Source organism: Rhodococcus sp. IEGM 1408 (genome assembly GCF_033142235.1).
In the GTDB taxonomy this organism is placed as follows: domain Bacteria; phylum Actinomycetota; class Actinomycetes; order Mycobacteriales; family Mycobacteriaceae; genus Dietzia.
The window spans coordinates 101,469-127,211 of record NZ_JAWLRW010000005.1; the positions used below are offsets into that span (position 1 = coordinate 101,469).

The window sequence follows — 25,743 nt, forward strand, 5'->3', positions numbered from 1 at the left end:
AGGCGGACAGCGCCGCGGCTAGTTCAAGCCCGCGTAGGAGTGCAGGCCCGAGACGACGATGTTGATGAAGAACAGGTTGAAGATCAGCACCGCGAACCCGGCGAGGTTGATCCACGCCGCCTTCTTGGCGCCCCAGCCGCTGGTCGCGCGGGCGTGCAGGTAACCGGCGTACAGAACCCAGGAGACGAACGACGCGGTCTCCTTGGGATCCCAGCCCCAGAAGCGGCCCCACGCGCTCTCGGCCCACACCGCACCGAGCAGGACGCCCACGCCGAAGATCGGGAAGGCGATCACCGTGGTGCGGTACGCCAGGCGGTCGAGGGTGTCGGCGTGCGGCAGCGGGCGTGCCAGTCCCGCGCCATAGCCGTGCTCGGCGCCCTGCGGCTGCCACACCCGCAGCAGGTACATGATCGAGGCGACGCCGGCGATCAGGAAGATCCCCGAGCCCAGCGAGATGATCGACACGTGGATCGGCAGCCAGTACGAGCGCAGCGCCGGCACCACGGGAGCGGCCTCGGAGTACAGGTGCGTCCCGCCGAAGAACAGCAGCGCCAGCACCGGCACCAGCACGAACGGCCACGCCACCTTCAGCGCAGGCTTACGCAGGAACACCAGCCCGGCGCCCACGGCCAGCAGCGTGCTGGCCAGGATGAACTCGTACATGTTGCCCCACGGGAAGCGGTCCGTGGCGATCCCGCGCAGCACCAGCGCCGCGGCCTGGAACACGAACGCGACCATCACGAACAACTGCGCGATCCGCGCCCACCGCAGACTGCCCGCCGAGGCGCGGTCCTCGTCGCCGGTGTCGGTGAGCGAGGTGGACTCGGTCAGTTCGGCGCCGGTCGACCCGGCCGGTGTGAACCCTGCCGCTGGGGACCCGGCCGCTGGGGACCCGGCCGCGGACGATCCCGGCACGCCGACCCCCACCAGCTCGCGCTCCGAGAGCTTGGCCACGCGGAAGCCCGCGTAGTAGATCATCGACGCCAGCAGCGCCAATACGTAGAGGCCGAACGCCGTGCGAAATGCCAGGTCGCTGTAGCCCGAGAGCGTCTCGTTGACGGGCATGCCCTGGGCGAGGGTCATTCCCTGCGCGAGAGGCAGGCTCTGCGCGAGAGTCAGTGTGATCACCGGGTGTCGTCCTTCCGCGGGTCGTCGCCGGTCGTGCCGCGACTAGGTGAAGTGTGGCCCGACTCGGCACGTTCGTGCAAAGCACCGTCGGGCAAGACGGGTGTGACGGCCGGCGCAGCGACCAGCCGGTTCCGGAGGTCGTCGAACTCCGAACCCCAGCCCGATCGGTCCGTCTTGGCGAGGCCTCCCAGGTCGACGCGGGTCACCCCGTCGTCGTCGACTGTCACGCGCGCCCAGATCCGGCGACGCCGCACCATCAGGCTCAGCACCAGCCCGGCCATCATCACCGCGGCCGAGACGCCCACCCAGATCTGCGTGGGGTCCTCGGAGACCTGGATGTTGACGAACTCCTCGGCGCCGTCGAACCGGACCTGTGTGCCGTCGGGAAGGGTGGTGGATTCGCCGGGGAAGAGGTTGACGCGGGCCTGGCGTTCGAGGACGCCCGACTCGATGAGGTCGGAATCCAGCGAGAAAACCGACTGCGGGCGGCCCGTGTCCAGCCCGGCGTCGCCCTGGTAGACGTCGATCGCCACGGCCGGGTCGTCCATCCGCGGGAAACGCGAGCTCAGGATGGTGCCGTCGAACGACGCGGTGGGCGCGAACAGCCCCTGGACGGCGATCTGGTTCTCGCGCCGCTCGGCCAGCTCCGGGTACAGGCCGGCCGGCGGGTCGAAGCGCACGATCCCCGACGACAAGAAGGTCTGGAGCTCGGTGGGCTGCCACTGCTGGGTGTCCGTGCGGGTCTCGCCGTTCGGGTAGGTGACCGTGAACGTGGGCGCGAAGCCGTGTCCCTGCAGGTAGACGCGGGTGCCGCCGACCCGCAGCGGGTGGTTGACCCGCATCTCGTACGGCTGCCAGGTGTCCGGGTCCGTGGTGGTGACCTCCTCGGTGAAGCGCACGTTGGAGGTGAACATCTCGGCCTGGCCGTTGGGCAGGTAGTCCGCGCGGAAGTCGGAGACCTTGATGCAGAACTGCTCGAGATCCGTGCCGTCGACCAGCAGGCCCGCGCGGAACGCGTCGTAGGCGCTGGGGGTGGTGTTGCAGAACGCCGGCGACTCGGCGTTGGCGATGATCACCCGCATGCCCTCGGCGTAGACGAACTTGCCGGCCGCGAAGAAGATCAGCAGCGCCAGCAGTCCGAAGTGGAAGACGATGTTGCCCACCTCACGGCTGTAGCCGCGCTCGGAGGAGAGCTCGATGGCGCCGGGGACGCGGCCGTCGCCGTTGTTGCGCCGGACCCGGCCCCTGAGCGCCTTGTGGATCTGGTCCGCGGCCTGCTCGGGCGTGGCCGTGGTGCGGTACGCGGCGTGGTGGGGCAGGCGGCTCAGATTGCGGGGCGTGAGCGGCGGCGGCGTGCGGAGCTGGCGGACCAGTTCGAAGCAGCGCGGGGTGAGGCAGCCGACCAGCGAGACGAACAGCAGCACGTAGATGGCGGTGAACCACCAGCTGGAGAACACGTCGAACAGCTGCAGCTTGTCGTAGGTCTCGCCCAGCCAGCCGTTCGAGGCGATGTACTCGTTGACGTTGCCCTGGTTCAGGCTGCGCTGCGGCAGGAGCGCCCCCGGGATCGCGGCGACGGCCAGCAGGAACAGCAGGATCAGCGCCGTACGCATGGCGGTGAGGGTGCGCCAGGAGTTGCGGAGGAAAGCGATGACGGCGCCCACTGGGGATCGGGCAGCGGAGCGGGCGTCGGCGGTTCTGGGCTCTGGCATGGGGTCCATCTGCGGGTCGCGGCGTGCCGACCTGGCGAGGACAGGGTTGCGAACCCGGTGCCCACCCGGTGCGGCGCTGGTGTGGAACCAGGCTAGTCGGGCCGTCCTGAGCGGTTTCTGTGAGGGGCGCGCACCTCGATCTCGCGCGATCATCGAGAACGTGTTCTACCCTCGTGGCGTCGGGACACCGACTTCCGATCAGTCGGGACGCCGACATTTGTTCAGTTGAGTCAAAGGAGCGGCGATGGCCACCATGCATCCCTGCGAGCCAGTTGAGATCTCCTACACCGACACCGCCAGATTCCGTTTCTCCAACAGCGTGGCGATCCCCGCCTCGCCACGGCAGTTGTTCGAGATCTTCGCCGACGCCGACTCGTGGCCACGGTGGGCAGGCGTGATCACCAAGGTGATCTGGACCAGCGAGCCGCCCTACGGCGTGGGCACCACCCGCACCGTGCACATGCTCGGCGGCCTCGTCGGCGAGGAGGAGTTCCTGGCGTGGGAACCCGAGCGTCACATGGCCTTCCGCTTTGACACCTGCTCCATGAGCGCCGTCCGCGCCTTCGCCGAGGCCTACGACGTCGTGCCCACCGACGGCGGCTGTCACCTCACGTGGACCCTCGCGCTGCACGGGAACGCGGCGACCAATCTGTCGATCGCCGCGGTCAGGCCGGTGATGAACCTGCTGTTCCGCCACTTCCTGCGCAGACTCAGCAAGCTAGCGGCCGAGAGGTATCCGGGCGCGCCCCGCTGAACCGGGCGAATCGGGAGCGGCTGCCCGTGGTGCGGCCGCTGCCCGCCTCGTCGTCGTCGTCGTCGTTCTACTGGTTCTCACTCCTCACCAGCGGGGGTTCTCCTCACCAGCGGTAGTTCTCCTCACCAGCGGTAGTCGAGGAACTTCCCGTCGAGCGTGATGACGACCCGGTCGCCGTCGGGATCCGGCCGCCGCTTGAAGTCGACCGTGAAGTTGATCGCGCTCATGATCCCGTCGCCGAACTCCTCGTGGATCAGGGCCTTGAGGGCCGGCCCGTACACCGCCAGCGCCTCGGTGAGCCGGTAGATCGTGGGGTCCGCCATGTCCTCGGCCGGGGTGCCGCGACTCGGCTGCAGCGCGAGGCTCTCCGCCACGGCGTCGTCCAACCCGAGGAGGTCACACACCGACCGAGCCTGTTCGGCGGTCATCGGGTGTTGGCCGAGCAGGGCCGCGGTGGTCCACACCAGCGGGGCGCCGAGGTGATCTGCCAGCTCCGACCAGGTGCGACCCTGGCGGATTCGGGCGGAGTCGACGTGCGAAGCGGCGTCGCGCTTGGACATGATGGGGGTCATCGGCGTTCCTCTTTCGATGGAGCGGGCTCGGGCTCAGACGGAGCGGGCTCGGGCTCAGACCGCGGCGGGCTCGCGCTCGGCCGTCACGCCTGCGCCCTCCGGTAGCGGTCGCTGTGCCTTGGTGCGGGCGTGGGTTACGTACAGGGTCAGGCCCACGAAGCACAGTCCCCCGACGAGGTTGCCGATGACGGTCGGGATCTCGTTCCACACCAGGTAGTCGCCCAACGAGAAGTCACCGCCGAGCATCAATCCGGTCGGGAACAGGAACATGTTGACCACCGAGTGCTCGAAGCCCATGTAGAAGAACAGCATCACGGGCATCCACATGGTCAGCGCCTTGCCGGTCACGCTCGTGGACATCATCGCCGCGACCACGCCCGTGGAGACCATCCAGTTGCACAGCACGCCGCGGAAGAACAGGGTCACCATCCCGGCCGCCCCGTGCTCGGCGTACCCCAGGGTGCGGGCCTCGCCGATCTCGCCGAGCCGCTGGCCGACCGCGTCCGGGGTGACGCTGAAGCCGTAGGTGGCGATGAACGCCATGAGGAATGCGACCGTGAGGGCGCCGCCGAAGTTGCCGAGGAAGACCAGGCCCCAGTTGCGCAGCATTCCCCGGACCGTGGCCCCTTCCCGCTTGTCGAGCAGCGCGAGCGGCACCAGGGTGAACACCCCGGTCAGCAGGTCGAAGCCGAGCAGGTACAGCAGGATGAACCCGACGGGGAAGAGCACCGCCCCGAGGAGCGCGCTCCCGGTCTGGACGGTGACGGTGACGGCGAACGCAGCGGCCAGGGCCAGGATCGCCCCCGCCATGAAGGCTCGGATGAGGGTGTCTCGGGTCGACATGCGGATCTTCTTGGCCCCGGCATCGATCATCGCGCGGGTGAAGTCCTGAGGTTGTACGTAGGACACTTTGTTGCCTCCAGCTATGCGGCGGGTGCGTACTGACCCGAGTGTGAACGCCCTATGTGACGCGGCCGTTACTGGGCAGCGCAGGTCCGTAACCGAGCGCTCACTGCAGGCCGGCCGCGCGGTGAGACGGGTCGCGGACTCGGGTGGAACCGAACGGGCCGGCGGGCCGTCAGACAGTGTGACGGCGCGGGAGAGGGGAATCGGCGTGAGCTACACGATCGGCCGGGTCAGACGGTGGGAAGCCGGGGGCGTGACGACGGCGAGCTCCGCCGTGGCCGAGCGCCGTGCGATCGCCGCGGAGGCGCGGACGACCCTGTCCGAGGGCCGCGAAGCGCTGGACGAGGGCTGGGACGGCATCGCCGCGGACGCCGTCCTGGATGCTGCCGCAGGCGAGAAGGCGCACCTCGCCAAGCTCGAAGACGGTCTCCAGGATCTCGCCGATGCCCTCCACCGCGCCGCCGCTGCCCTCGGTCCTGCCGTTCAGGCGGTCCGGGACCGGATCGCCGACGCCGAGGCCGCCGGGCTCGTGGTGGGCGAGGACTCCGTGGGGCCCGCCCCCGGCCGTGACGACCTCACCCAGGACGTCGTCGACGGTCATGTCGAGGCGCTCGGCATGGCTCTGGATACCGTGCGATCCCTGGACCAGCACTACGGCGCCAGCATCGACGACATCGCTAGTCGGTTCCACCAGGCCATACCGCCAGAAGTCGACAGGGCCCCGATTCCCGGGCCGGATGATCCGTGGCCGGGAGTCGCCGTGACCGCGGCGACCGTGGCCATGGTCGAGGGCTATCCGTCACTCGCTGATGAACTCGACCCCGAGACGCGGGGGCGACACAAGCTCAACCCGGCGCCCGACGACTTCGGCCGGGGCGCGGCGGGCGGCCTCAGGACGCTCGGACGACTCGCGGGCCCGCTGGGGACGGGGCTCACGGTGTACGACGGCGTCGAGGGGTACGCGAGGGGCGAAGCGACTGCCGTCGAAGCGGCAGTCGAAACCACCGGGACTCTGGCGGGCGGCGCGGTGGGAGGAATGGCGATGGGCGCTGCGATGGGTACGGTCCTGGGCCCCGCCGGGGTGATTCTGGGTGCAGGGATCGGGGCCGCCGTCGGAAGCTATCTCGGCCAGCGGACCGCCGAGCTCGCCCATGGCCGATTCGCAGAGTGATGACACGGACAGACAACACAGAGGAAGAGGTTGATCACTGATGACGCATCCTGAGGATCCGGAACGACGCCGCACCTGGAAGCGGGAGATAAGTTGGGCCGCGTACAAGCGGGAGCTACGCAGGAGCAGAGAGAATGATCCGACGATCATGTTCCGGATCTATCTCTATAGCGCGGTCATGGTCGTCGGCCTTCTGTGGGTGGCCATCTTCGGTGACTAGCCCGGCGCTGTGGCGCTGAGCCCGTGGACGTTCGGGTCACCACCCTCGGCTCCGCAGATGATCGACGCACGGCAACCTGAGGGCACTGCCCGACGCGGGTACGGCTCGAGGACAAGGGCGACGACAAGGGAGACGACAAGGGCGAGGACAAGGTGGCAGGCTGGACTCGTGACCTCCGGGGACGACACCTACGCGCGCATGTTCCGGCGGCACGCTCATCCGTTCAGTGCCTGGTCGAGGCTCCTGACCGCACCGCTGCTGCTGGTCCCCCTGTGGACCCGGAGGTGGTGGTTGTACGTGCCCATCGGCGCGTGGTTTGCGGTCAACCCGGTGATGACTCCGCCGGCTCACGACGTGTCGTCGTTCGCGACCCGCGCGATCCTAGGCGAGGAGTCCTGGATTCGGGACCCCCGGACCGAGCCGGTGGTCCTGGCCCTGACGGGCATCGCCAGCATGTCGCTCGTGGGAGCCATGGTGGCCGGTTATCAGCGCAGGAAGTTCGGCGCGGTTGCCGGCACCGGGACCTTCGGGGCGCTCACGTTGTGGCAGTGGAAACTGTGGGCGGACCGTTTCGCGCGCGAAACGCGTCGGACGGGTCCTACCGAGGGGCCGCACCACCTCCGGTGAACCCCCGTCCGATCACCCGTCCCGGAGATGGGTCGTCCGCCTTGCGGTCTGGTTCCGCCGTCACATCCTCGGCTGGCGTGGTCCTGCCCAGAACCGCAGGGGCGACCTTCACCGGGTTCCCGACGATCGCCGAGGCATTGGTGGCATTGGTCAGATAACTGGCCGGCGTGTGCCCGCGCCGCCCGTCGTTCTGCCCGGCGCCCGCCGCGCCCATCACCCCCATCGGCATCATCCCCGCGCGACCTGCCTGGGCACCTCCAGTCGACGACGACGAGAACGCCCCCGCCGGACCGCCCGCAGAGCCTGCGCCCCCCGATAGGCCGCCCGATCCTGGCGCACCCGAGATCGGTCCGCCGGCTCCCGGGCCGCCCGGGGTTCCGAAGCCCGCGAGCGTTCCGGCGCCGCCCATCCGAGCGGCCCCAGCTCCTGTCGCGGCTGCGCCACCGCCGCCGAGTACGCCAGCCGCTGAGCCAAACCCGCGGCCCCGGTTGCGATTGCCGTTGCTGTTGCCGTTGCGGATCCCCCGGGTCCCGCCCGCGCCCGCGCCTGCTCCCGCTCCGGCCGGTTGGCCATTGGCGGCGGTGCCGGGGAGGAACGGGGAGCCTGCCGCAGTCGTTGTGGCGTTCAGACCGCCGGCGTTGACTCCGCCCGCGCTGGCGTGCCCTGCCGACGCCGCTCCTGCTCCCCCGCCGTCGACCCCTCCGCCCCGCGAAGTCAGGAGGGCTTGCTCGGTGGCGGCATCGGTCCGGGCGACTGGCAAGGTCGTCGTCGTCGCCCCTGGTCCAACAGCACCGCCGACCGCATCGGTCCCGGCTCCCGCGTTCCGTCCGCCGCCGGCTGCGGCGATCGCCGCCTCGCTCGGCGTTCCCGCGACCGCTGGCCGCACCACGCCATCCACGTTCCACGCCGAGACCAGGTCGAGCCCGCTCGCACCGCCCAGCGCCGACGTCGACACGACGCGATACGGGGTGGGGATGTCCAGGTCGGCGAGGTTGGCGTCCATCACGGCTGGGCTGTAGACGGTGTTGACGATCGCCCGGGCCTGCTCCTCGGCGGCTGCCTGAGCTGTGGCCATTGCGGCGACCGACTCGCGCGTCGGCGGGCCGTACACCTGGCCGAAGCCCGGGGTGTTCACCTGCGTTGCCTGGAACGTGGCGGACTCCTCGGTGATCCGCGACCGCGTTGTGCTGAAGCCGTTCTCGGCGATGCCTGCCTTGGTCGCGACCTGCTCGAGAACGGTTGCGAGGTCCGTGACGGAGGAGGTGAACGATCCCACCGAGGTGCTGGCCTGGGTGGCGAATTCGCCCTGCCACTGGCTGCCCAGGGCGTTCCCGAGCCCCGTCTGAAGATTGGAGGCAGCGGCCTGCAGTTCTGCGGCCACGGTGCTGACTCGCCTGCTCACCTGTGCGAACTGGCCCGGCTCCAACGCCTGCGCCCCGGACACCATCCGCGCCAACGGGGCACCGGACACCTCCTCGGGGCCCACTCGGTCGTACCCGCCGGGCGAACTCTGTCCATCGGCGGCGTCGAGCATCGCCGACATCGACCCCAGCGAGCCCAGCAGGCCCAGACTCTGGAGTGCAGCCGGTTCCTGGGCGGCCTTTCCCAGCGCAGCCGCCACCGCCTCATCCTGTGCCTCGATCAGCCCGCCCGCGGCGGCGAACAGAATGGACATGGCCTTTGCCTGATCCACGTAACCATTCAGCAGGGTGCGGAGATCCTCGCCAACGAACAATGAATAGACGGTCCCGATCTGGCGGGCGGTATCGAAAGCACCTGGCATCGATTCCTGCGACTCGTACCGTCCGACCTCCAAGGAGTCTCGAAGGGCGTCGACAAAGCGGTCGCAAGAGGCAATGCATTTTCTCGCCGCATCAGAATCCAAGTGAACGGTCACAAAAATTCTCCCTCTGGAATGAACTGCACAATTGGCAACGCTGCTTCATCGAGCGCGTCACACGCGCTCGCCTGCTGCCGACCCTTGTACTGGTTGAGACCTGTGACCAGGTCTAAGTTCACCCACACAGTCCCCTGCGAGGTGAAGAACAACAGGAGACAGGTGCTATCGAACGCGTCGACCTTCTCCGCAAGTCGAAGCCCAGTCCTTCCGCCTATCTCGGCTTGCGCATCCTTCAGCCTGAATGCCGGATCGGCGAGGTACTCATCTCGCGACTTCCAAGTGGACAGCAGCCCGAAATTGACTTCGCCGTTTTCCCATCCGCACGTCTTAAGACCACCGGGCTGACTGTTTTCAAGATCCTCGACCCACTCCAGTGGCGCGCCGACCGCCGCTTCGACGGCTCCGATCGGGATCTCCGCACACGGGTCAAAGAGGGCAGGCCGTTGCTCGATCGGAAGATCCCAGGGATTGCTCGGGGTTTCAGAGGCGGCTGGGCTTGTCGTCGTCGTCTCGCCACCCACCTGACCCGATGCGCACCCTGACAGCACCAAGCATGCCGCGATCGCGGCAGCTACTCCTCTGAATGTCCCCACGATCTGTATGACGGCCCTCGCCTCCGGTTGGTTCCGCCCGATCGAAATCAGTTGAGCATCTCCTGGCACTCGGTCTCCGTGAACTCCTCGAGGCACTCCGTCCACTTGACCTGCTCCTCCACCCATGGGTGCCGGGGTTCCTGCCCGACGTTCAACACCCATTGGTAGTTGTCGCAGAGGATCGCGTTTCCGTACGCGTCGACGGCGGTACGCCCAATGTCCGCCCCGATGCACTGGTCGCCAATCTGCGGGCCCGCCTGGCGCATGGCCTCCTCCACCGACGGATTGGGGGCCAGATTCGGATCGCGCGACCACGCTGCGCCATCGGTGTACTGCAAACGCGCGCAGTACGCCGTCGAGCCATCGGCGAATGCGGCCACCGCCCCACGCGGTCCGCATTCGGCCCCCTCGCCCACAACTGCGGCGGCCCAGGTCGTTTCAGCCGCCAACGCGGACGTCGCCACCGGAGGTGCGGTCGAGGTGGGGGCAGTCGGAGAGGTGGTCGCGGACGGGGAGGGAGAAGTGCTGGTCGAGGTGTGGGTGGTGGCGGTGGCGGTGGCGGCTGGCTCATCCTCGGCGGCCGGACCGCCGCACGCGCTCACCAGGAACGCGACGGCCGCGAGCGCACCGAACACCTTGGCCGAACGTGGGTTTCGGATCATGTTGCGAGTATCGACACTACGGCGAGGTTTCGGTGGCGATTGCGGGTTGCGCGCACCTCTGGCAGCGACGGGCCTCCGGGTGATTTCACCCGCTGACCAGCGCGAACATTCAATGTCGTACCCAGATGATCTAATCGAACACATGAGCGAGACCCGGAGCGCCCCGACGGCGGGCAGCGAGTTGACGAGCATCCTCGTCGCGTTGGAGCAGCACCTCCGGCGAGACTGGGCCGAGTCGTCGCCGGCGCAACTGCATGCCGAGCTCGTGGCGCTGGAACAGGCCCAGCGGCGGATCCGTGCCACGCAGGCGCGTGTCGTGGCGGCGGCGCGGCAGGCCGGGACGGCCCGCGAGATGGGTTTCATCAACGACCGCCAGATGTTCACCGGCGGGATGGGCCTGTCCCCCGGAGAGGCCCGCGGTCGGCTCGACGACGCCGGAATAGCCGACAGCGCCCGCATGCGCGCGAGTGCGGAGGGCAAGGTCTCGGCAGGGCATCTGCGGATCATCGGCAAAGCACTCGATTCGCTGCCTGATGAGTGCGACTACGAGGTACGCAGCCGCCTGGAACAGCAGCTTCTCTCCGCCGCCGAACGGGCGACGACCAAACAACTGCAGGAAGAGGCGCACCAGCTTCTCGACGCGTTGGATCCGGGCCGCACAGAACGAGGTGCCGACGAGCGGGCCCGACGCCGATCAGTCTCCTGCAGTGGCCAAGGGTTGGACCTCATGGCCACGGCCAACATGACCATGGACCCGCAGCTCGCCGCCCTGATGCGCGAGGTTCACGCCCGCTGGGGCCAGCCCGGGCGGCTGTGGCCCGACCCGGACAGCAAGGACACGCGCACCGACGGCCAGCGGATGCACGACGCGGTGGTGCACGCGCTGCAACTGGGCCTGTCCGCCGACGCCCGCAAGACCGGGGCGCCGGCCGCGATCGTGGTGCGTATGGATCTCGACCAGCTCGCCACCCTGGCCGGGTGCGGGCAGACCGACGGCGGCATCCGCGTCCCCGTCCCCCAGGCGTTGGCGATGGCGCGCGGCAACCACTGGTTCCTGGCGCTGTGTGACGACGAGATGGACCTGCGGCTGTTCCGCAGTCGGAGAACGGCCTCGCGCTACCAGCGCCTGGCCCTGTTCGCGGCCTACGGCGGCTGCACCCACCCGGACTGCGATCAAGACGCCCGCCACACCGAGGCCCACCACGCCGGAAAACCCTGGTCAGCCGGGGGGCTGACCAACATCAATGAACTCGCGCTGGCCAGCGGGGACTGTCATGCCATGATCCACGACACCGGCTGGAGCACCGTCCCCGACCGCCGCGCGCCGCAAGGGGTCCGATGGGTTCCACCCTCGGGCACACCGCGGGCCGAGAAGCCCCCGCCGCCCAAACCCGGACCGCCACCGCTGACCCCGCTCGAGGCGCCGATCCTGCCGTTCGCTCTGCTCCGCGACCTCGATCACGCCATCACGGTGCGGTCGCGCGACGGCCGTACAGACGATCGCCCCCGGGAGACGGCGGCATGACCCCGCGCGCGCAGTCGGGATCAGATGGGGAGGGTGGTGTCCGAAATCGCGAAGTCGCGGATCCAGTCGATGAACAACGCCCACGCGCCCGAGAGCAGCAGCAGACCCACGATGATCAGCATGACGCCGCCGAAGACCTGGATAGCGCGGGTGTGCTTCTGCAGCCACCCGACGGTCCGCATCGCCCAGGTGGAGCCGAAGGCCACCGCGACGAACGGCAGCCCCAGCCCCAGGCAGTACGCCACGATCAGCAGCACGCCCCGGGCCGCGTCGACACCCGTCCCGGCGGCCACCGACAGGGCGGCGGCCAGCGTCGGGCCGAGGCACGGCGTCCAGCCCAGCGCGAACACGGCGCCCAGCATCGGGGCGCCGACCCACGTCGAGATGGACCTGGGCTGGAGACGCGTATCCCGCTGCAGCGTGGGCACCAGGCCGATGAAGACGAGTCCCATGAGGATCGTCACCACGCCGCCGAGCCGCTGCAGCAGCTCCTGCTGCGGGGCCAGGTACTGCACGGTGCCCAGCACCATGGCACTGAGCAGCACAAAGACCACGGTGAACCCGGCGACGAACAGCAGCGACGCCATCACCACCCGGGTCCGAGACGACCGGCGGGTGCGGCGCTCCTCCAGGGTCAGGGTCGAGGTGGCGGCCCGCTGGCGCTCCGCGGCGGCCGCGGTCGCCGGGGGGCGCTCGGCCCCCACCACGCTGGCCAGGTACGCCAGGTAACCGGGCACCAGCGGGATCACGCACGGCGAGGCGAACGACACGAGCCCGGCCAGCACGCAGGCGCCCAGGGCAAGCAGGATCGGGCCGCTGGCGACGGTCTGCTGAAAGGTCTCGCCCACACCACCCTGCGCGAGCAGAATCAGGTCCGGGCTCACACCGGTTCGACCTCCTCGGCGAGGAGTGCGGTGACGGTCTCGCTCAGCTTGTCGTCGGTGATCTCGGCCAGGTACACCGCGGCCACCCGGTGCTGCTTGTCCAGGATGATCGTCGCCGGCACAACGGACGTCGGGAAGCCCCGGAGCGCGGCCACAGCGGCGTTACTCGGGTCCCAGATCGAGGGGAACGTGATTCCGTTGTCCTTGACGAAGTCGACGGGCTTCTGCCGGTTGGGGTCGCGCAGATTGATGCCGAACACCGTCGCGCCCTGCGGCTCGAACTCCTCCTGCAGGCGCTGCAGGTCGTCGGACTCCGCGCGGCACGGACCGCACCACTGGCCCCACAGGTTGACGATCACCACCTGCCCGGCAAAGTCCTCCTGCACGTTGAGCGTGCGGTCGGGATCCATCAGATCCGGGCCGGTCAGCTCGGCGACCGGTTTGCGCTCGGCCGGGGGGTCGTAATGGATCTCGATCTTGCCGTCCGGGCTGACGAACTCGAACGTCTCGCCCTGGATCACCGCGTCGGTGCCGGTCGCGCACGCACTCGTGGCGAGGGCTCCCGCCAGCAGCAACGCGCCGAGTGCGGCCCGCATCCTGCTGCGCACGGCTCAGGCTCCGGTCTGCGACGGGTCGGACGCACCCGCCGGCTCGGAGTAGACGATGTCGCGCAGCGTGGTCCCCTCGAACACCAGCGAGGTGATCGAGGCCAGCGAACACTGCCGCGAGCGCGGGTCGTGCCACAGCCGCCGGCCCTCGAGGAACCGGCGCGTGGTGTAGACGGGCAACTGGTGGCTCACCAGCACCGCCTCGTGGCCGCGCGCGGTGTCGAGCGTGGAGTACACGGCCCCGATCATCCGGTGAGCGATCTGCAGGTACGGCTCGCCCCACGAGGGACGCAGGGGATTGATCAGCAGCGGCCAGTACTGCGGGTTGCGCAGCGCTCCGCCCCGGCCGCCGACCTTGTGCCCCTCGAAGCGGTTGTCGGCCTCGATGATGTCGGCGTCGATCCCCACCGGCAGGCCCAGCGCTTCGGCCAGTGGGGCGGCCGTCTCCTGGGCGCGCTGCAGCGGCGAGGCCACGATCGACACGATGTCGTGTCCCTGGCCCAACACCCGGCCCACGGTCTCGGCCTGGCTGCGCCCCAGCTCGGAGAGCCGGAACTCCGGCAGGCGCCCGTACAGGACACCGTCCGGGTTGTGGACCTCGCCGTGACGCACCAGATGCACGATCGTCTGCGTCTCGGTTCCGAGGGCCGACGAGTCACGGGGGGTCGACGACGACGAGACCGGCTCACCCGGAGCGGAGATCGTCCCCGGCTCGGCCCCATAGGACTCCGCACCCTCCGGCTGCCACGGGGCGAGGTCCTCGGCCGGGCGCGCGGTGGCCGCGGACCCGCGCAGCGACGGCGGCGCCGCCGCGGGTGCAGGGTGCTCGCCCCGAAGGGGGATGGGCAGTGAGGTCGGGCCCGTGGTCGGCACGGCGAGTTTCCCGCGCAGACCTCGCCGGGACCCGCTCATCGGGCGGACTCCGGGGCGGAGGCGGCGGCCGCGGCCTCGGCGGCCACGGGCAGGGCATCGGCGATGTGCTGGAAGTCGTCGTCGGTCAGCGCGGTGGAGACGAACCACGTCTCAAAGGCACTCGGCGGGGCGTAGATCCCCCGGTCGAGCAGGGTGTTGAAGAACGGCGCGTACCGGAACGTCTCGGCGGCCTTGGCCCCGGCGTAATCGATGACCCGGTCCTCGGTGAAGAACACGCTCAGCATGGTCCCGGCGCGCTGGATGGTGTGCGCCACTCCCGCGGCCTGCAGGGCGTTGCTCAGCAGTGCCTCGAGGCGGTCGGCGTTGGTCTGCAGCGTGTAGTAGCAGGAGTGATCGGCCAACCGCAGCGAGGTCAGGCCCGCGGCCACCGCCACGGGGTTCCCCGACAACGTGCCGGCCTGATAGACGGGCCCGGCGGGGGCGAGCGCGGACATGACGTCGGCTCGCCCGCCGAACGCGGCGGCGGGCAGCCCACCCGACATGACCTTGCCGAAGGTGGTCAGGTCGCCGGCCACGCCGTCGATCCCCCACCAGCCGCGGTCGCCGGCGCGGAAGCCGGTCATGACCTCATCCATCACCAGCAGCGCGCCGTGGGCGGCGGTCAGGGTGCGCAGCTCCTCGTTGAAGCCCGGCAGCGGCGGGACGGTGCCCATGTTGCCGGCGGCGGCCTCGGTGATCACGCAGGCGATCTCGCTGCCGTGGTTGGCAAAGACCAGGCGGGCGGCCTCGACGTCGTTGTAGGGCAGCACGATCGTGTCGTGGGCGCTCGCCCCGGTCACGCCGGGCGAGTCCGGGAGGGAGAACGTCGCGACGCCCGAACCCGCGTCGGCCAGCAGCGCGTCCACGTGGCCGTGGTAGCAGCCGGAGAACTTGACGATCTTGGAGCGGCCGGTGAACCCGCGCGCCAGACGCACGGCGCTCATGGTGGCCTCGGTGCCGGAGTTGACCAGGCGCACCTGCTCGACGGAGGTGCGCGCGACGATTTCGCGGGCCAGGTCCACCTCGCCCTCGGTGGGGGTGCCGAAGCTCAGGCCGCGGGCGGCGGTCTCGCGCACGGCGTCGACGATCTCGGGGTGGGCGTGGCCGTGGATCATCGGGCCCCAGGAGCACACCAGGTCGATGTAGGAGTTGCCGTCGACGTCCGTCATGCGCGAACCCCGCGCTTCACGCATGAAACGCGGGGTTCCGCCCACGGAGTTGAAGGCGCGGACCGGCGAGTTGACCCCGCCGGGGATCAGCTCGCGGGCCTCGGCGAACAGCTCGGCCGATCGGGTGGTGCCGGACAGGCCGGACGGGGTCAAGAAGGCATCGCTCGCAGACGTCACCCGTTCAGTGTCTCAAAGTCCGGCCGCGAGTACCCCCTCGCGGTGTCAGACCTGCGGCGGGGCGGGCGGGACGAACAGCGACTTGACGGCCGCGTCGACCTGACCGGCGACGTCCTGCAGTGCCTTCTCGGCCTGCCGCTGCAGCTCCTGCGGGGTGGGCAGCGGTGCCGGGATGACGGCCGGGGCGGCGACCGGTGCAGGCGCGGCGGCGGCGCCGGCGTCGCGGTGGGTGCCGTACCAGTCGTCGGCCCCCGCGACGGGGGCGGACAGCCCCTGCTGTGCGGCGGCCGCACGCTCGGCCTGGCCCCACCTGGGCAGCGGCTCCGGGGAGGGCTTGCCCTCCACGTGGCCGGGCCTGGCGGCGCCGCTCTCGAGGAACTCCATCACCACGGCGTCGACGGCCGCGTTGCCGCTGCGGAAGGTCCCGTGGTCGCCACCGCCGACGGTCACGAGGGTGCCGCCGAGCGTCTCGACCACACGGCGGGCACCGGCGATCGGGGTGACGGCGTCGTTCTCCGAGTGCAGCACGAGCGGCTTCTGATCGAGTGCGTCGCCGTTCGGCTTGATGGTCCGCGCGACCGGGGCCCAACCCACGCAGTCGTCACCGTTAGCCTCGGAGGCGGCGCGGGTCGTGAGCTTGTTGCCGCCCGTGTACTGGTCCGCCTTCGCGGCGATGACGCCCAGCTGGTTTGGGGGCGAGGCGGTCTCATTGCACGTGATGATCGCGTTCATCTCGATGTCCGTGCGGAAGACCGGCGAGCGGTTCTCCTGCGCGGCGATGATCTTGGCAGCGGTCGGGTAGTCGACCCGCGCGATGCGGCCGCCGTCGTTGTAGTACTTGAGCATGTGGGCCAACATCGGCCACGCCTGCTCGGAGTAGGTGGCCCCGACCGTGGATTCGTACAGCCCGGTGGTGGCGTTGTTGGTCAGGCCCTGCAGGGCGGCCGCACGGGCGAAGCCCTCGATGCGGGCGCGGGTCGGCGCCGTCCCGTTGACCATGTCGATCGCGGGCCGCTCCAGGGCGGAACCCCGCAACTCGACGGGCAGGTCGCGGGTCTGGGCGGGCGGCGGGGTGAGGTTGGCGGGACCACCCACCTCCTGGTCGGTGACCCACTTCCAGGAGTTGAACACCTTGAGCGGGGTGTCACCGAGGCCGTAGTAGTCGTCGCGCTCGGCGATCCAGCCGAAGATGTCGTTGATCCGCCGCTCCTGGGCCAGTGCGCCCTGCTCAGCCTGCTGGGACCACCGCCAGTCGGGGTTCGTGTTGGAGTCCAGCACCATGCGGCCGGTGTGCTCGGGGAACAGGGTCGCGAAGTCGGTGCCGATCGCGGTGCCGTAGGACACGCCCACGTAGTCGATCTCGGCGAGCCCGAGCGCCTCACGGACCGCGTTGGTATCGCGGGCGGCGTTCTCGGTGGTGAAGGAGGCCATGTAGGCGGGGTCGGTGCCGAAGCAGGCATCGTGCAGCGGGTTGACGGTGCCGGGGCCGACAAACGCCACGTCGCAGGTCATCGGGTCGGAACCGTAGAGCCCGCGCGGCTGCACGGCCACCAGGTCGTGGTTCTCGTACAAGCCGGCGGGCGCGGCGCCCTCCAGTGCGGGGGACCAGAAGTTGAGCGCGTAGTTGCCGGGACCGCCGGGGTTGCCGAAGATCGCGGACCGGGCCTGCCCGGAGGAGGCCTTGATGCGGGTCAGCGCGACCCCGGTCTTCGCTCCGTCGGGCACGGTGTAGTCGACGGGGACCTCGACGGTCCCGCACTCGAGCCCTGCCGGGACGTACTCGGCCTCGATCCCGAGCATCTCGGTACAGTCCTGCCACTCGACCGGGGCGGCCGCAGCCACTCCCGTTCCGAGAAGTGCGATCGCCCCGACGACCGCGGTGGTGCCAACGAAAGTGCTAGAAGGCTGCACCGATCCCCAATTCCATGTTCTGTAGGTGAATTCACTGCGAATCGGACGCCACGACCCCTCGTCTTCACGAGTGCGCCAGGCGTCCGAACCGCCCCAAATGTAGCCTGTGGCGAACGCCACGCAGCATCTGCCCGGGCGCGCTCAGGGAACCGTCACACGATCGTTACCGCGCGGCGCCGCCAGCGAGCGAAACTGCAGGCAGAAGTAGCTATATCACCCTTATTTCGGGGCGCCGACCCTGAGGACCGCCAGTGTCGCCGACACAATCGCCACCCCGGCCGACACCGTTGCCGCCAGCAGCAGCCAGGGGTCGGAGTAGGTCCGCAGGATCGGGCTTCGGGCGGGCGGGTCGACGGCCGGCGCCTCCACTGGTACGAGGTCTCGCGAGAGCCACCACAGCACCGCCGCCAGAACCGCCGCCGCAACCGCCAGCACCGCGTAGCGCCGTGCGGTCACGCCGGATCCGGCGCAGTGCCGTCGATGTCGTCGGTGGCGGCGTTGGCGGCGTCGCCCGTGCCGACGGCGCTGACCGCAGCAGTGAGCGCGGCATGCAGCCCGACCGGATTGCGGGTCCACGCCCGGACCTCCCCGCCGGAGTCCAGGCGCAGTCCCACGGATCCGCGGCGGCGTGGGGCGTCATGCAGCTCGCCGAGGGTGCGGGCGGTCTCCCAGGAAGCCTCGGGCTGGTCGTTGTCGGGCAGTGGCAGGACCTCCTCGATGCGGTCGAGGTCCAGCTCCTCGGTGCCCTGCGTGTACGTACTCGGGGTGAGCCGGACCCGGCCGTGGACGCGGGTGGCGGCGATCATCACGGCGTGGCACAGCGCCGAGGCGATCGCGCAGACCGTGAGCATCCCCCAGTGGACGGGCGCCCCGGTAACCACTTCGAACAGCGCAGCACTCGCGCAGAACAGCGGGGCCGAGAAGACCCAGGCCCAGCTCCACCCGTCTTCGGAGAAGAGGACAGGCCCGTCGGACTTCGCCGTCGGGTGCCTCGGTTCACTCGCCGGCACGCGCACCGCCGGACGTGAACGCCGTGGCCTCGGGGGTGTGCTGGCGCCACACGGCGGTGGCCGCGCACAACCCCGCGAGGATCTGGAGCGAGAAGACGACGAAGCTGATGGCCTCTCCCCGCTGCCCCGCCACGGCGACCCCGCCGAACACGCCGATCACCACGGACACGGCATCCACCACGAGGAAGATCGCCACGATGTCGAGCATCGTCCGGGACCATCCCCTGCCGGCGCGCAGCCGGAATGCCAACCACAGGGTCACGGCCGCGGCGAGCACCGCCAGGACCGCGCCCACCGCCAGGGATGCGGTGAACAGCGTCTCGACGGACATCTCGGTGGCGCCGGCCGTGTCGACTCCGTCCCGGAACGCGTCCCGAGTGGCCACGGGGAGGTCGGCGAAGCGGGTGGTGCCCACGTTGAGCAACATCCCGACGAGCGCGAACGCCGTGGCCGCCAGCCACAGCACCCAGGCGGTGTGGACGTCATCGGGCGGCGGGCCGGCAGGCTCCTTCGCCGGCGCGGCGACCTCGGCGGGCGGGCGCCACGGGCCACTGCTGCCGGTCACCGGGAACCCCACCCGTCTGAGAGGAGGCGTGCGGCGTGCAGGGCCCAGTAGGTCAGGACGATGTCCGCGCCCGCGCGTCGGATGGAGATCAGCGACTCCATGACGGCCGGGTCGTGGTCGATCCACCCGCGCTCGGCGGCGGCGGAGATCATCGCGTACTCGCCGGAGACCTGATAGGCGGCCACGGGCACATCGGACATCTCGGCGGTCTGGCGCAGCACGTCGAGGTAGGACATCGCAGGCTTGACCATGACCATGTCGGCACCCTCTTCCAGGTCCAACCGCACCTCGCGCAGGGACTCGCGCAGATTCGCGGGATCCTGCTGGTACGTGCGCCGGTCGCCGCGCAGCGAGGAGCCGACTGCCTCCCGGAACGGCCCGTAAAATGCGCTGGCGTACTTGGCGCTGTAGGCCAGCACGGCCACATCCAGGTGTCCCTCGCGGTCGAGCGCCTCGCGGATGGCCAGGATCTGGCCGTCCATCATCCCGCTGGGCGCGACCACGTGCGCGCCGGCGGCGGCCTGGGCCACGGCGAGGTCGCTGTAGGCGACCAGCGTGGCGTCGTTGTCCACGATCTGCTCTCCGCGCGGATCGGTGCCCAGCACCCCGCAGTGGCCGTGGTCGGTGAACTCGTCGAGGCAGGTGTCGGCCATCACGACCAGCGCGTCGCCGACCTCCTCGCGGACCGCGCTCAGTGCGCGGTTGAGGATGCCGTCCGGCGCGGCACCGCAGCTGCCGGTGGCGTCCTTGTCCGCATCGAGGGGGACGCCGAACAGCATGATCCCGCCGAGCCCCGCCGTCGCCGCGGCGGCGGCCTCGCGGCGGATCGAGTCGACGGTGTGCTGGACGACCCCGGGCAGCGAGGAGATCGCGCGGGGCTCGTCGATCCCATCCGCGACGAACGCGGGCAGAACCAACTGCCGCGGGGCGAGGGTGGTCTCCGCGACGAGTCGGCGCATCGCCGGGGTCGAACGCAGCCGCCGTGGGCGCACCAGCGGTGCCGGGAGGGAACGGAGGTCGGTCTCACGCGGTGTGGTCACGCGCTCCACTGTACGAAAGTCGCCGGTCGCGCGACGAAACGCAGGTCGGTGGCCCGCCCGTGGCGCGCGGCCGGCGACCCGTCAGCGCCGGGCCGCGGCCTGTTCGCGCAACCGGTCCGCGCCCGCACCCGCAAGCCGGTCCAGGTGCACGGTCCGTCCGGTCAGGAGCAGGAAGAGGTCCCGCATCGAGCCGGTGACGGGTTCGCCCTCGCCCGTGGTCCAGTCGTGGTCGTCCGCGACCAGGCGCAGGCCACCTGTCGGCAGCGCGCGGAAGACCTTGGCGCTGCCCCGCCCGCCGTAGGAGACGACGCGATCGGCGGCCTCGGCGATCTCCACCGGCGGAATCGGGACCTCGCGGCCCAGCGGCAGGGTCATGTCCTGCGTGTGCCCCACCACGTCGATCAGCGCCTCGCGGCAGGTCAGGCCGGGGAAGGGCCGGTGCAGCCCGATCATGTCGCGGATGGCGGCGACGATCAGCTCATTCGTCAGGCCGCGCGCCACGGCCTTGGAGCCGTCCCGGATGACGCGGTTGGTGCTGCCCGGGTAGCGCAGGAACAAGGGCACCAGACGCCACCGCGGGAGCCCCACCAGCGTCAGGTGCGCGGCGACCTCACGCACCGTCCATGCCTCGCACAGGGAGTCGTGGTCCCACTCCCCCGGCGGCAGCGCCTCGAGGTAGTCGGCGATGTCCGCGCGACGGCGGTCGACCGCCGCCCAGACCATGTTGTCGTCCATCACGGTTCCTTTCCCCGGGCGGCCCGCCTTCCCGGGTCGCGACTTAGTACCATGATAGGACTATCTGCACCCAGTGATCCTGAGGAGTTGCCGTGGACCGCGCGACCGCACCGCCCCCTCCCGGCGGCCAGCCCCCGCCCGGCGGGCCCGCCCCGACGAGCCTGCTCATGTGGCTCGGCTACCGCGCCGCCGAGGACCGGATCGTCGCGGCGCTGGAGGGGGCCGGGTTCGGCGACATCACCCGCGCGCAGGTCCGACTACTGGCGGGGATCGACGACGACGAGGGCACCCGCCTCGTCGTGTTGGCCGAGCGCGCCCGGATCGCCAAACAGACCGCGACCGCGTTGGTGGACCGGTTGGCGGCGGCGGGGTACGTCCGGCGCGCGCAGGATCCAGATGACGGCCGGGCCCGGTTGGTCCAGCTCACATCCCGGGGCCGGGAGATCGTGCCGGTGGCCAGGGCCGAGGAGCAGCGGATCGAGGCCGAATGGCAGGACCGCCTGGGCGTGGCACGGATGCGTCACCTCCGCGCAGCGCTGGAGGAACTCCGCGGGCTGGTCGACCCCTGACGCGGGACAGCCCGCCCGGCGACGGGTGGTCGGCGGGCGGGCTGTCCGTGAACGGCTGAGCTCAGCGGCGTCGGGCGCGACGGCGCGGGGGCGGCAGCTCGCCGGCCTCGCGCAGCTGATCAGCGTGCGAGGCGAGCGCGTCCACCAGGTCGAGCACCGAGGCGTTCTCCGGCTGCACGTCCACCCGCAGGCCGAATTCAAGGGCGGTCTCGGCGGTCCGCGGGCCGATGCACGCGATGAGCGTGCGGGTGTGCGGCTTGCCGGCGATCCCGACCAGGTTGCGGACGGTGGAGGAGCTGGTGAAGCAGACGGCGTCGAACCCGCCGGTCTTGATCATCTCGCGGATCTCGGCGGCCGGCGGGGCCGCACGGACGGTCCGGTAGGCGGTGACGTCCTCGATCTCCCAGCCGCGGGAGGTCAGGCCCTCGGCGAGCGTCTCGGTGGCGATGTCGGCGCGTGGCAGCAGGACCCGGTTGACGGGGTCCAGCACGTCGTCGTACGGCGGGAACACCTCGAGCAGTCCCAGGCTGGACTGCTCGCCGGAGGGCAGCAGCTCGGGCTGGATGCCCAGTTCGCGGACGCTGGCCGCGGTGCCCTCGCCCACGCAGGCGATCTTGACACCGGAGAAGGCGCGCGCGTCCAGACCGAACTCGGTGAACTTCTCCCACACGGCGCGGACGGCGTTGGAGGAGGTGAACACGACCCACTGGTAGCGGCCGTCGACCAGGCCCTTGACGGCCCGCTCCATCTGGGCCGGGCTGCGCGGGGGCTCGACGGCGATGGTGGGCACCTCGACCGGCGTGGCGCCGTGCTCGGAGATGCGCTCACTCATCTCGGCGGACTGCGCCTTGGTGCGGGGCACCAGCACGTTCCAGCCGAACATGGCGCGCGATTCCCACCACTGGTGGCGGTGGCGCTCACCGGCGGACTTGCCGATGGTCACCACGAGATCGCCCTCCATCTCACGCCCGACCTCGGCCATGGTGGCCAGGGTACCGTCGGCGGACTTCTGGGCACAGAGCGAACCGGAGCAGGTCACGGTGACCGGGGTGCCGGCGGCCAGGCCCTGCTCGGCCAGCCCGGAGGCCGCCTCGGCGAGGTGGCGGCCGGTGGTGCGCAGGACGATCGGGCCGGGCGAGCCGACCAGCGAGGCCCAGTCGACCTTGCCGCGGCCGTCGGCGAAGACGTACCCGGAGCCCAGCGCGATGCCGGCGAAGGCGGGCACGGCGGTGGCCTCGGCCACGCCCGGCACGACCTCGAACGGCACGACCGTGCGCCCCACGGCAGCGATCTCCGTGACTGTGGCGTCGGTGGTCATGGGGTCCCCCGAGACCAGACGGACCACGTCGCGGCCCTTCTTGGCCTCGGCGACGAGCTGCTTGGCCACCGCGGCCGGCTCGCCCAGGACGGGGCGGACATCGGCGGCGGTAGGCGCGGGCAGCGTCTTGAGCCGCTTGACCTCGGCTTTGTCCTCCGCGGCGACGGCGGCGTCCATCTCGGCGCGACGCTCGTCGAGCACCTCGGCGGGAACCGGGACGTCGTCGGCGACGAGCGCGAGGATCTCGGTGGAGACATCGGCGTCCGCGAAGACCAGCGCGTTCGCCGCGATGACCTCCCGGGCACGGCAGGTGAGCATGCCCGCGTTTCCTGGACCGCCGCCGACAAAGCGGATCGTTCCGGGGCGGGTGGTGCGTGCTCGAGTCATTGTTCGTCTCTCCGTGGGGTGGGTGTCGCGCGCTGGCTGCGCGCGACGGGGAGCTTCAGTGGGGATCGATCAGGAATCGACGACGGTCGGTGGCGCCGTCGTCGATTCCAGCGGTACGAGCGGGGCCCGTTCCTCGGTGGATTCCTCGGACATCAGGTCACGGGCGCCACGTCCGAGCAGATCGGCCGCGAGTCGGCGGCCCAACTCGTCGGCGGCGGTCACGGGACCGTCCGGGTGGTGTGCGGTCTCGGCAGTGCCCTCGGCGCGCAGGACGGTCGAACCGTCGTGCGCCGCGACGACCGCGTGCAACGTCAGGACGCCCTCGTCGAGCTCGGCGCGCGCCCCTACGGGAGCGGTGCAGCCGGCCTCGAGTTCGGCGAGCAGACGACGCTCGGCCGTCACCCGGACCCGGGACGGGAGGTGGTCGAGGAGGGAGATCGCCTCGGCGGCGCCCGTGTCATCGGCGCGACACTCGACGGCCAGCGCCCCCTGGGCCGGAGCGGGGAGCATCTCGTCGAGGCCGAACCGCTGGGTGGCGCGTTCGCCCACACCCACGCGGTCGAGTCCGGCGCCCGCCAGCACGACCGCGTCGAGGTCGCCGCTGGTCACGTAGCCCATGCGCGTGTCGATGTTGCCGCGCAGCGGGTGCAGGTCCAGGTCCGGGCGGAGGGCCGCGAGCTGCGAGCGCCGGCGGGGCGCGGAGGTGCCCACGCGGGCGCCTTCGGGCAGCGTGTCCAGGGTCAGCCCGTCGCGGGCGATCAGCACGTCCGACGGGTCCTCGCGCGGCGGCACGGCGATCGGGGCGAACCGGTTGTCGGGTGCGGTGGGCAGGTCCTTGTACGAGTGGACGGCGATGTCGCAGTCCCCGCGCTCGAGCGCCGAGCGCAGCTCCATGGTGAAGACACCGACGCCGATCCGCTCGACCGGCGCCATCACCACGTCGCCCCTGGTCCGCACGATCACCAGCTCGGCGGGGTAGCCGGCGGCGATCAGGGCGTCCCGCACGTGACCGGCCTGCGTGGTGGCCAGGTTGCTCCCGCGGGTCCCGACCTTCAGGGTCCTGCTCATGATGCCTCCTCGTCCACACTGATCTCGCTCACACTGTGTTGCACGGCGTCTTGTCGCACGGTGTCGTCGTCGTCCATGTTGTCCAGGTCGAACAGGGTCCGCACCACCGCTGCCAGGTTCTCCCCGTCGGGTTGCGCGGCGAGCTCCTTGAACCTCACCGTCGGCGGGTGCAGCAGCTTGTCGACCACGCGGCGGACGGTATTGGCCACCTCGTCGCGGACCTTCTCGTCCAGATCCGGCACTCGAGACTCGAACCTGCGCATCTCCGCGGCGACCACCTGGCCGCCACGTCCCCGCAGCCGGCCGATGATCGGCCCGACCCCCGCCATCCGCTCCGCCTGCGTGTACGCGGCGAGCTCGGTGTCGACGATGGTGCGGGCGGCGTCGGCGTCAGCGGCGGCCGCCGACGTGTCCGGGTCGGCCTTGAGCGCCTCGATGCCCAGCACGGTCACGCCCGGCAGACCCGAGACCGCGGGGTCGACGTCGCGCGGCATCCCCAGGTCGCAGATCACCAGCGCCCGACCCGGGCCGCGGCGGGCGATCGCGTTGTGCACGTCGCCCAGCGTCACGACGGTCCCGACAGCGCCGGTACAGGTGAAGAGGATGTCGGCGTCCGCCATCGCGGTCGCCAGGTCTGCCAGGGGGAACGCCGACGCCGGGGTGCCCGCGTCACGGGCGATCTCCGACAGGCGATCCGCGCGCTCCGGTGTGCGGTTGGTGACGTCGATCCTCGCGACCCCGGCCCGGCCGAGGTGCGCGACGGCCAGCCCACCCATCGCACCCGCGCCGAGCACGACGGCGCGGCGCCCCTCGAGACTGCGGGCCGCAGTTGCGGGGGCGGCCGCGGCGGTCTCTTCAGCGGCCTCGGCTGCAGCGAGGATCTCCGCGGCGCGGTCCAGCGCCACCGACACCACCGACGCGCCCGCCGAGTCGATCCCGGTCTCGGTGTGCACGCGCTTGCCCACGTGCAGGGCCTGCTGGGCCAGCCGGTGCAGCGTGGTTCCGGCCGCGCCGATGTCGGAGGCGGACTGGTAGGCGGTGCGGATCTGGCCGATGATCTGCTGTTCGCCCACCACCATCGAGTCCAGGCCGGAGGCCACGGAGAACAGGTGCTCGGCCGCGGACTCGGAGTACCGGATGTAGAGGTGGCGGCTGAGCTCCTCGCCCGACAGCCCGGAATGCTTGGACAGCAGGCCCACCACGTCGTCGAGCGCCGGGTGGAACGCCTCCACGGCCGCGTAGACCTCCACCCGGTTACAGGTGGTGACGATCATCGCCTCGTCGACGTTGTCACCGCTGATGAGGTCCTCGGTGAGGGCGTCGCGATCGGATTCCGCGACGGCCACCGACTCCAGCAGGGCGACCGGTGCGCTGTGGTGGGACAGGCCGACTAGGAGAATGCTCACAGCCGACCCCCGCACGCGGGGGTCGCAGGGGCACATGCCAGAATGGACATCAGGGCGTCAACTGGGGTAACGACTCGGAAAGACGGGGAACCGCTGGACGCAAACGCGGAACGGTGGTCCACAGTCGGTAGTCTCCTGTCGATGTACACGGCTACGAGCAGGAGAATTCCTGCAGGAATCGCCCTTCCGGGACGGCCGTGGTGCGAGCCCGCAA

Annotated in this window: 25 protein-coding genes; 5 read left to right on the plus strand and 20 right to left on the minus strand. The window is 70.6% G+C overall.

The window, feature by feature from the left end; genetic code table 11:
- Window positions 1-18: 18 nt before the first annotated feature.
- Both ccsB and R4P08_RS09740 read right to left on the minus strand, forming a co-directional pair.
- Window positions 19-1,065: a c-type cytochrome biogenesis protein CcsB gene (gene ccsB / locus R4P08_RS09735; protein ID WP_317813812.1), complete on the minus strand. Its 1,047-nt coding sequence runs from the start codon at window positions 1,063-1,065 to the stop codon at window positions 19-21.
- A gap of 59 nt (window positions 1,066-1,124) precedes the next feature.
- Complete coding sequence (locus R4P08_RS09740; RefSeq protein ID WP_317813614.1) at window positions 1,125-2,840, minus strand: cytochrome c biogenesis protein ResB; 1,716 nt, start codon at window positions 2,838-2,840, stop codon at window positions 1,125-1,127.
- 244 nt (window positions 2,841-3,084) lie between these two features.
- Between R4P08_RS09740 and R4P08_RS09745 the strand changes: the two genes are divergently transcribed.
- Window positions 3,085-3,594: an SRPBCC family protein gene (locus tag R4P08_RS09745; protein ID WP_317813615.1), complete on the plus strand. Its 510-nt coding sequence runs from the start codon at window positions 3,085-3,087 to the stop codon at window positions 3,592-3,594.
- A 122-nt stretch (window positions 3,595-3,716) separates the two neighbouring features.
- Here the strand turns inward: R4P08_RS09745 and cynS are convergent, their stop codons facing one another.
- Both cynS and R4P08_RS09755 read right to left on the minus strand, forming a co-directional pair.
- Window positions 3,717-4,166, minus strand: a complete 450-nt coding sequence (gene cynS / locus R4P08_RS09750) for a cyanase (RefSeq protein WP_317813616.1) — start codon at window positions 4,164-4,166, stop codon at window positions 3,717-3,719.
- Between the two features lie 54 nt (window positions 4,167-4,220).
- Window positions 4,221-5,075 carry a formate/nitrite transporter family protein gene (locus R4P08_RS09755; protein ID WP_317813617.1) on the minus strand — a complete coding sequence of 285 codons (855 nt, stop codon included), beginning with the start codon at window positions 5,073-5,075 and terminating at the stop codon, window positions 4,221-4,223.
- Between the two features lie 205 nt (window positions 5,076-5,280).
- Here R4P08_RS09755 and R4P08_RS09760 point away from each other — a divergent pair, with 205 nt between their 5' ends.
- Entirely contained in the window at window positions 5,281-6,243 is a 963-nt protein-coding gene (locus R4P08_RS09760; RefSeq protein WP_317813618.1) for a WXG100 family type VII secretion target, read from the plus strand.
- A gap of 388 nt (window positions 6,244-6,631) precedes the next feature.
- On the plus strand, window positions 6,632-7,090 hold the full coding sequence (locus R4P08_RS09765) for a DUF6653 family protein (protein WP_317813619.1): 459 nt from the start codon (window positions 6,632-6,634) through the stop codon (window positions 7,088-7,090).
- Here R4P08_RS09765 and R4P08_RS09770 read toward each other — a convergent pair.
- The 3 genes from R4P08_RS09770 to R4P08_RS09780 form a co-directional block, all read right to left on the minus strand.
- Complete coding sequence (locus R4P08_RS09770) at window positions 7,062-8,873, minus strand: WXG100 family type VII secretion target (protein WP_317813620.1); 1,812 nt, start codon at window positions 8,871-8,873, stop codon at window positions 7,062-7,064. The genes R4P08_RS09765 and R4P08_RS09770 overlap by 29 nt on opposite strands.
- Before the next feature lie 110 nt (window positions 8,874-8,983).
- Window positions 8,984-9,745 carry a DUF3558 family protein gene (locus tag R4P08_RS09775; RefSeq protein WP_317813621.1) on the minus strand — a complete coding sequence of 254 codons (762 nt, stop codon included), beginning with the start codon at window positions 9,743-9,745 and terminating at the stop codon, window positions 8,984-8,986.
- On the minus strand, window positions 9,631-10,245 hold the full coding sequence (locus R4P08_RS09780; protein WP_317813622.1) for a hypothetical protein: 615 nt from the start codon (window positions 10,243-10,245) through the stop codon (window positions 9,631-9,633). The genes R4P08_RS09775 and R4P08_RS09780 overlap by 115 nt, the downstream gene beginning before the upstream one ends.
- A gap of 142 nt (window positions 10,246-10,387) precedes the next feature.
- Between R4P08_RS09780 and R4P08_RS09785 the strand changes: the two genes are divergently transcribed.
- Window positions 10,388-11,770, plus strand: a complete 1,383-nt coding sequence (locus R4P08_RS09785) for an HNH endonuclease signature motif containing protein (protein ID WP_317813623.1) — start codon at window positions 10,388-10,390, stop codon at window positions 11,768-11,770.
- Between the two features lie 20 nt (window positions 11,771-11,790).
- Here R4P08_RS09785 and R4P08_RS09790 read toward each other — a convergent pair whose 3' ends face one another.
- The 10 genes from R4P08_RS09790 to R4P08_RS09835 all read right to left on the minus strand — a co-directional run bounded on the left by R4P08_RS09790 (window position 11,791) and on the right by R4P08_RS09835 (window position 20,781).
- Window positions 11,791-12,654 carry a cytochrome c biogenesis CcdA family protein gene (locus R4P08_RS09790; RefSeq protein WP_317813624.1) on the minus strand — a complete coding sequence of 288 codons (864 nt, stop codon included), beginning with the start codon at window positions 12,652-12,654 and terminating at the stop codon, window positions 11,791-11,793.
- Window positions 12,651-13,250 (minus strand): TlpA disulfide reductase family protein, encoded by a 600-nt coding sequence (locus tag R4P08_RS09795; protein WP_317813813.1) that lies wholly within the window; start codon window positions 13,248-13,250, stop codon window positions 12,651-12,653. Before R4P08_RS09795 ends, R4P08_RS09790 begins: the two co-directional genes overlap by 4 nt.
- 15 nt (window positions 13,251-13,265) lie before the next feature.
- Window positions 13,266-13,886: a histidine phosphatase family protein gene (locus R4P08_RS09800; protein WP_317813814.1), complete on the minus strand. Its 621-nt coding sequence runs from the start codon at window positions 13,884-13,886 to the stop codon at window positions 13,266-13,268.
- A gap of 284 nt (window positions 13,887-14,170) precedes the next feature.
- Window positions 14,171-15,520, minus strand: coding sequence for a glutamate-1-semialdehyde 2,1-aminomutase (gene hemL / locus R4P08_RS09805; protein ID WP_411741187.1), 1,350 nt, complete (start codon window positions 15,518-15,520; stop codon window positions 14,171-14,173).
- Window positions 15,521-15,565: 45 nt separating this feature from the next.
- Window positions 15,566-17,431 carry an alpha/beta fold hydrolase gene (locus R4P08_RS09810; protein ID WP_317813625.1) on the minus strand — a complete coding sequence of 622 codons (1,866 nt, stop codon included), beginning with the start codon at window positions 17,429-17,431 and terminating at the stop codon, window positions 15,566-15,568.
- Between the two features lie 219 nt (window positions 17,432-17,650).
- Window positions 17,651-17,887, minus strand: coding sequence for a hypothetical protein (locus R4P08_RS09815; protein WP_317813626.1), 237 nt, complete (start codon window positions 17,885-17,887; stop codon window positions 17,651-17,653).
- On the minus strand, window positions 17,884-18,312 hold the full coding sequence (locus R4P08_RS09820; RefSeq protein WP_317813627.1) for a hypothetical protein: 429 nt from the start codon (window positions 18,310-18,312) through the stop codon (window positions 17,884-17,886). The genes R4P08_RS09815 and R4P08_RS09820 overlap by 4 nt, the downstream gene beginning before the upstream one ends.
- Before the next feature lie 115 nt (window positions 18,313-18,427).
- Window positions 18,428-19,006, minus strand: coding sequence for a hypothetical protein (locus R4P08_RS09825; protein ID WP_317813628.1), 579 nt, complete (start codon window positions 19,004-19,006; stop codon window positions 18,428-18,430).
- Window positions 19,003-20,046 (minus strand): porphobilinogen synthase, encoded by a 1,044-nt coding sequence (hemB, locus tag R4P08_RS09830; RefSeq protein ID WP_317813629.1) that lies wholly within the window; start codon window positions 20,044-20,046, stop codon window positions 19,003-19,005. The genes R4P08_RS09825 and hemB overlap by 4 nt, the downstream gene beginning before the upstream one ends.
- An 81-nt stretch (window positions 20,047-20,127) precedes the next feature.
- Window positions 20,128-20,781 (minus strand): maleylpyruvate isomerase family mycothiol-dependent enzyme, encoded by a 654-nt coding sequence (locus R4P08_RS09835; protein WP_317813630.1) that lies wholly within the window; start codon window positions 20,779-20,781, stop codon window positions 20,128-20,130.
- A 92-nt stretch (window positions 20,782-20,873) separates the two neighbouring features.
- On the opposite strand from R4P08_RS09835, the gene R4P08_RS09840 reads away from it, so the two are divergent.
- Entirely contained in the window at window positions 20,874-21,350 is a 477-nt protein-coding gene (locus R4P08_RS09840; protein WP_317813631.1) for a MarR family winged helix-turn-helix transcriptional regulator, read from the plus strand.
- Window positions 21,351-21,411: 61 nt separating this feature from the next.
- Here R4P08_RS09840 and R4P08_RS09845 read toward each other — a convergent pair whose 3' ends face one another.
- From R4P08_RS09845 to R4P08_RS09855, 3 genes are all read right to left on the minus strand, one after another.
- Window positions 21,412-23,055: a uroporphyrinogen-III synthase gene (locus tag R4P08_RS09845; protein ID WP_317813632.1), complete on the minus strand. Its 1,644-nt coding sequence runs from the start codon at window positions 23,053-23,055 to the stop codon at window positions 21,412-21,414.
- A gap of 69 nt (window positions 23,056-23,124) precedes the next feature.
- Complete coding sequence (gene hemC, locus R4P08_RS09850; RefSeq protein ID WP_317813633.1) at window positions 23,125-24,123, minus strand: hydroxymethylbilane synthase; 999 nt, start codon at window positions 24,121-24,123, stop codon at window positions 23,125-23,127.
- Window positions 24,120-25,529 carry a glutamyl-tRNA reductase gene (locus tag R4P08_RS09855; protein ID WP_317813634.1) on the minus strand — a complete coding sequence of 470 codons (1,410 nt, stop codon included), beginning with the start codon at window positions 25,527-25,529 and terminating at the stop codon, window positions 24,120-24,122. The genes hemC and R4P08_RS09855 overlap by 4 nt, the downstream gene beginning before the upstream one ends.
- Between the last annotated feature and the right edge of the window lie 214 nt (window positions 25,530-25,743).

Excerpts from the sequence above, each read along its gene's own strand:
- ccsB (WP_317813812.1), bottom strand. The coding sequence starts at position 1,065 with ATGCCCGTCAACGAGACGCTCTCGGGCTACAGCGACCTGGCATTTCGC.
- R4P08_RS09740 (WP_317813614.1), bottom strand. The coding sequence starts at position 2,840 with ATGCCAGAGCCCAGAACCGCCGACGCCCGCTCCGCTGCCCGATCCCCA.
- R4P08_RS09745 (WP_317813615.1), top strand. The coding sequence starts at position 3,085 with ATGGCCACCATGCATCCCTGCGAGCCAGTTGAGATCTCCTACACCGAC.
- cynS (WP_317813616.1), bottom strand. The coding sequence starts at position 4,166 with ATGACCCCCATCATGTCCAAGCGCGACGCCGCTTCGCACGTCGACTCC.
- R4P08_RS09770 (WP_317813620.1), bottom strand. The coding sequence starts at position 8,873 with ATGCCAGGTGCTTTCGATACCGCCCGCCAGATCGGGACCGTCTATTCA.
- R4P08_RS09775 (WP_317813621.1), bottom strand. The coding sequence starts at position 9,745 with ATGGGTGTTGAACGTCGGGCAGGAACCCCGGCACCCATGGGTGGAGGA.
- R4P08_RS09780 (WP_317813622.1), bottom strand. The coding sequence starts at position 10,245 with ATGATCCGAAACCCACGTTCGGCCAAGGTGTTCGGTGCGCTCGCGGCC.
- R4P08_RS09785 (WP_317813623.1), top strand. The coding sequence starts at position 10,388 with ATGAGCGAGACCCGGAGCGCCCCGACGGCGGGCAGCGAGTTGACGAGC.
- R4P08_RS09795 (WP_317813813.1), bottom strand. The coding sequence starts at position 13,250 with ATGCGGGCCGCACTCGGCGCGTTGCTGCTGGCGGGAGCCCTCGCCACG.
- R4P08_RS09835 (WP_317813630.1), bottom strand. The coding sequence starts at position 20,781 with ATGGACGACAACATGGTCTGGGCGGCGGTCGACCGCCGTCGCGCGGAC.
- R4P08_RS09845 (WP_317813632.1), bottom strand. The coding sequence starts at position 23,055 with ATGACTCGAGCACGCACCACCCGCCCCGGAACGATCCGCTTTGTCGGC.
- hemC (WP_317813633.1), bottom strand. The coding sequence starts at position 24,123 with ATGAGCAGGACCCTGAAGGTCGGGACCCGCGGGAGCAACCTGGCCACC.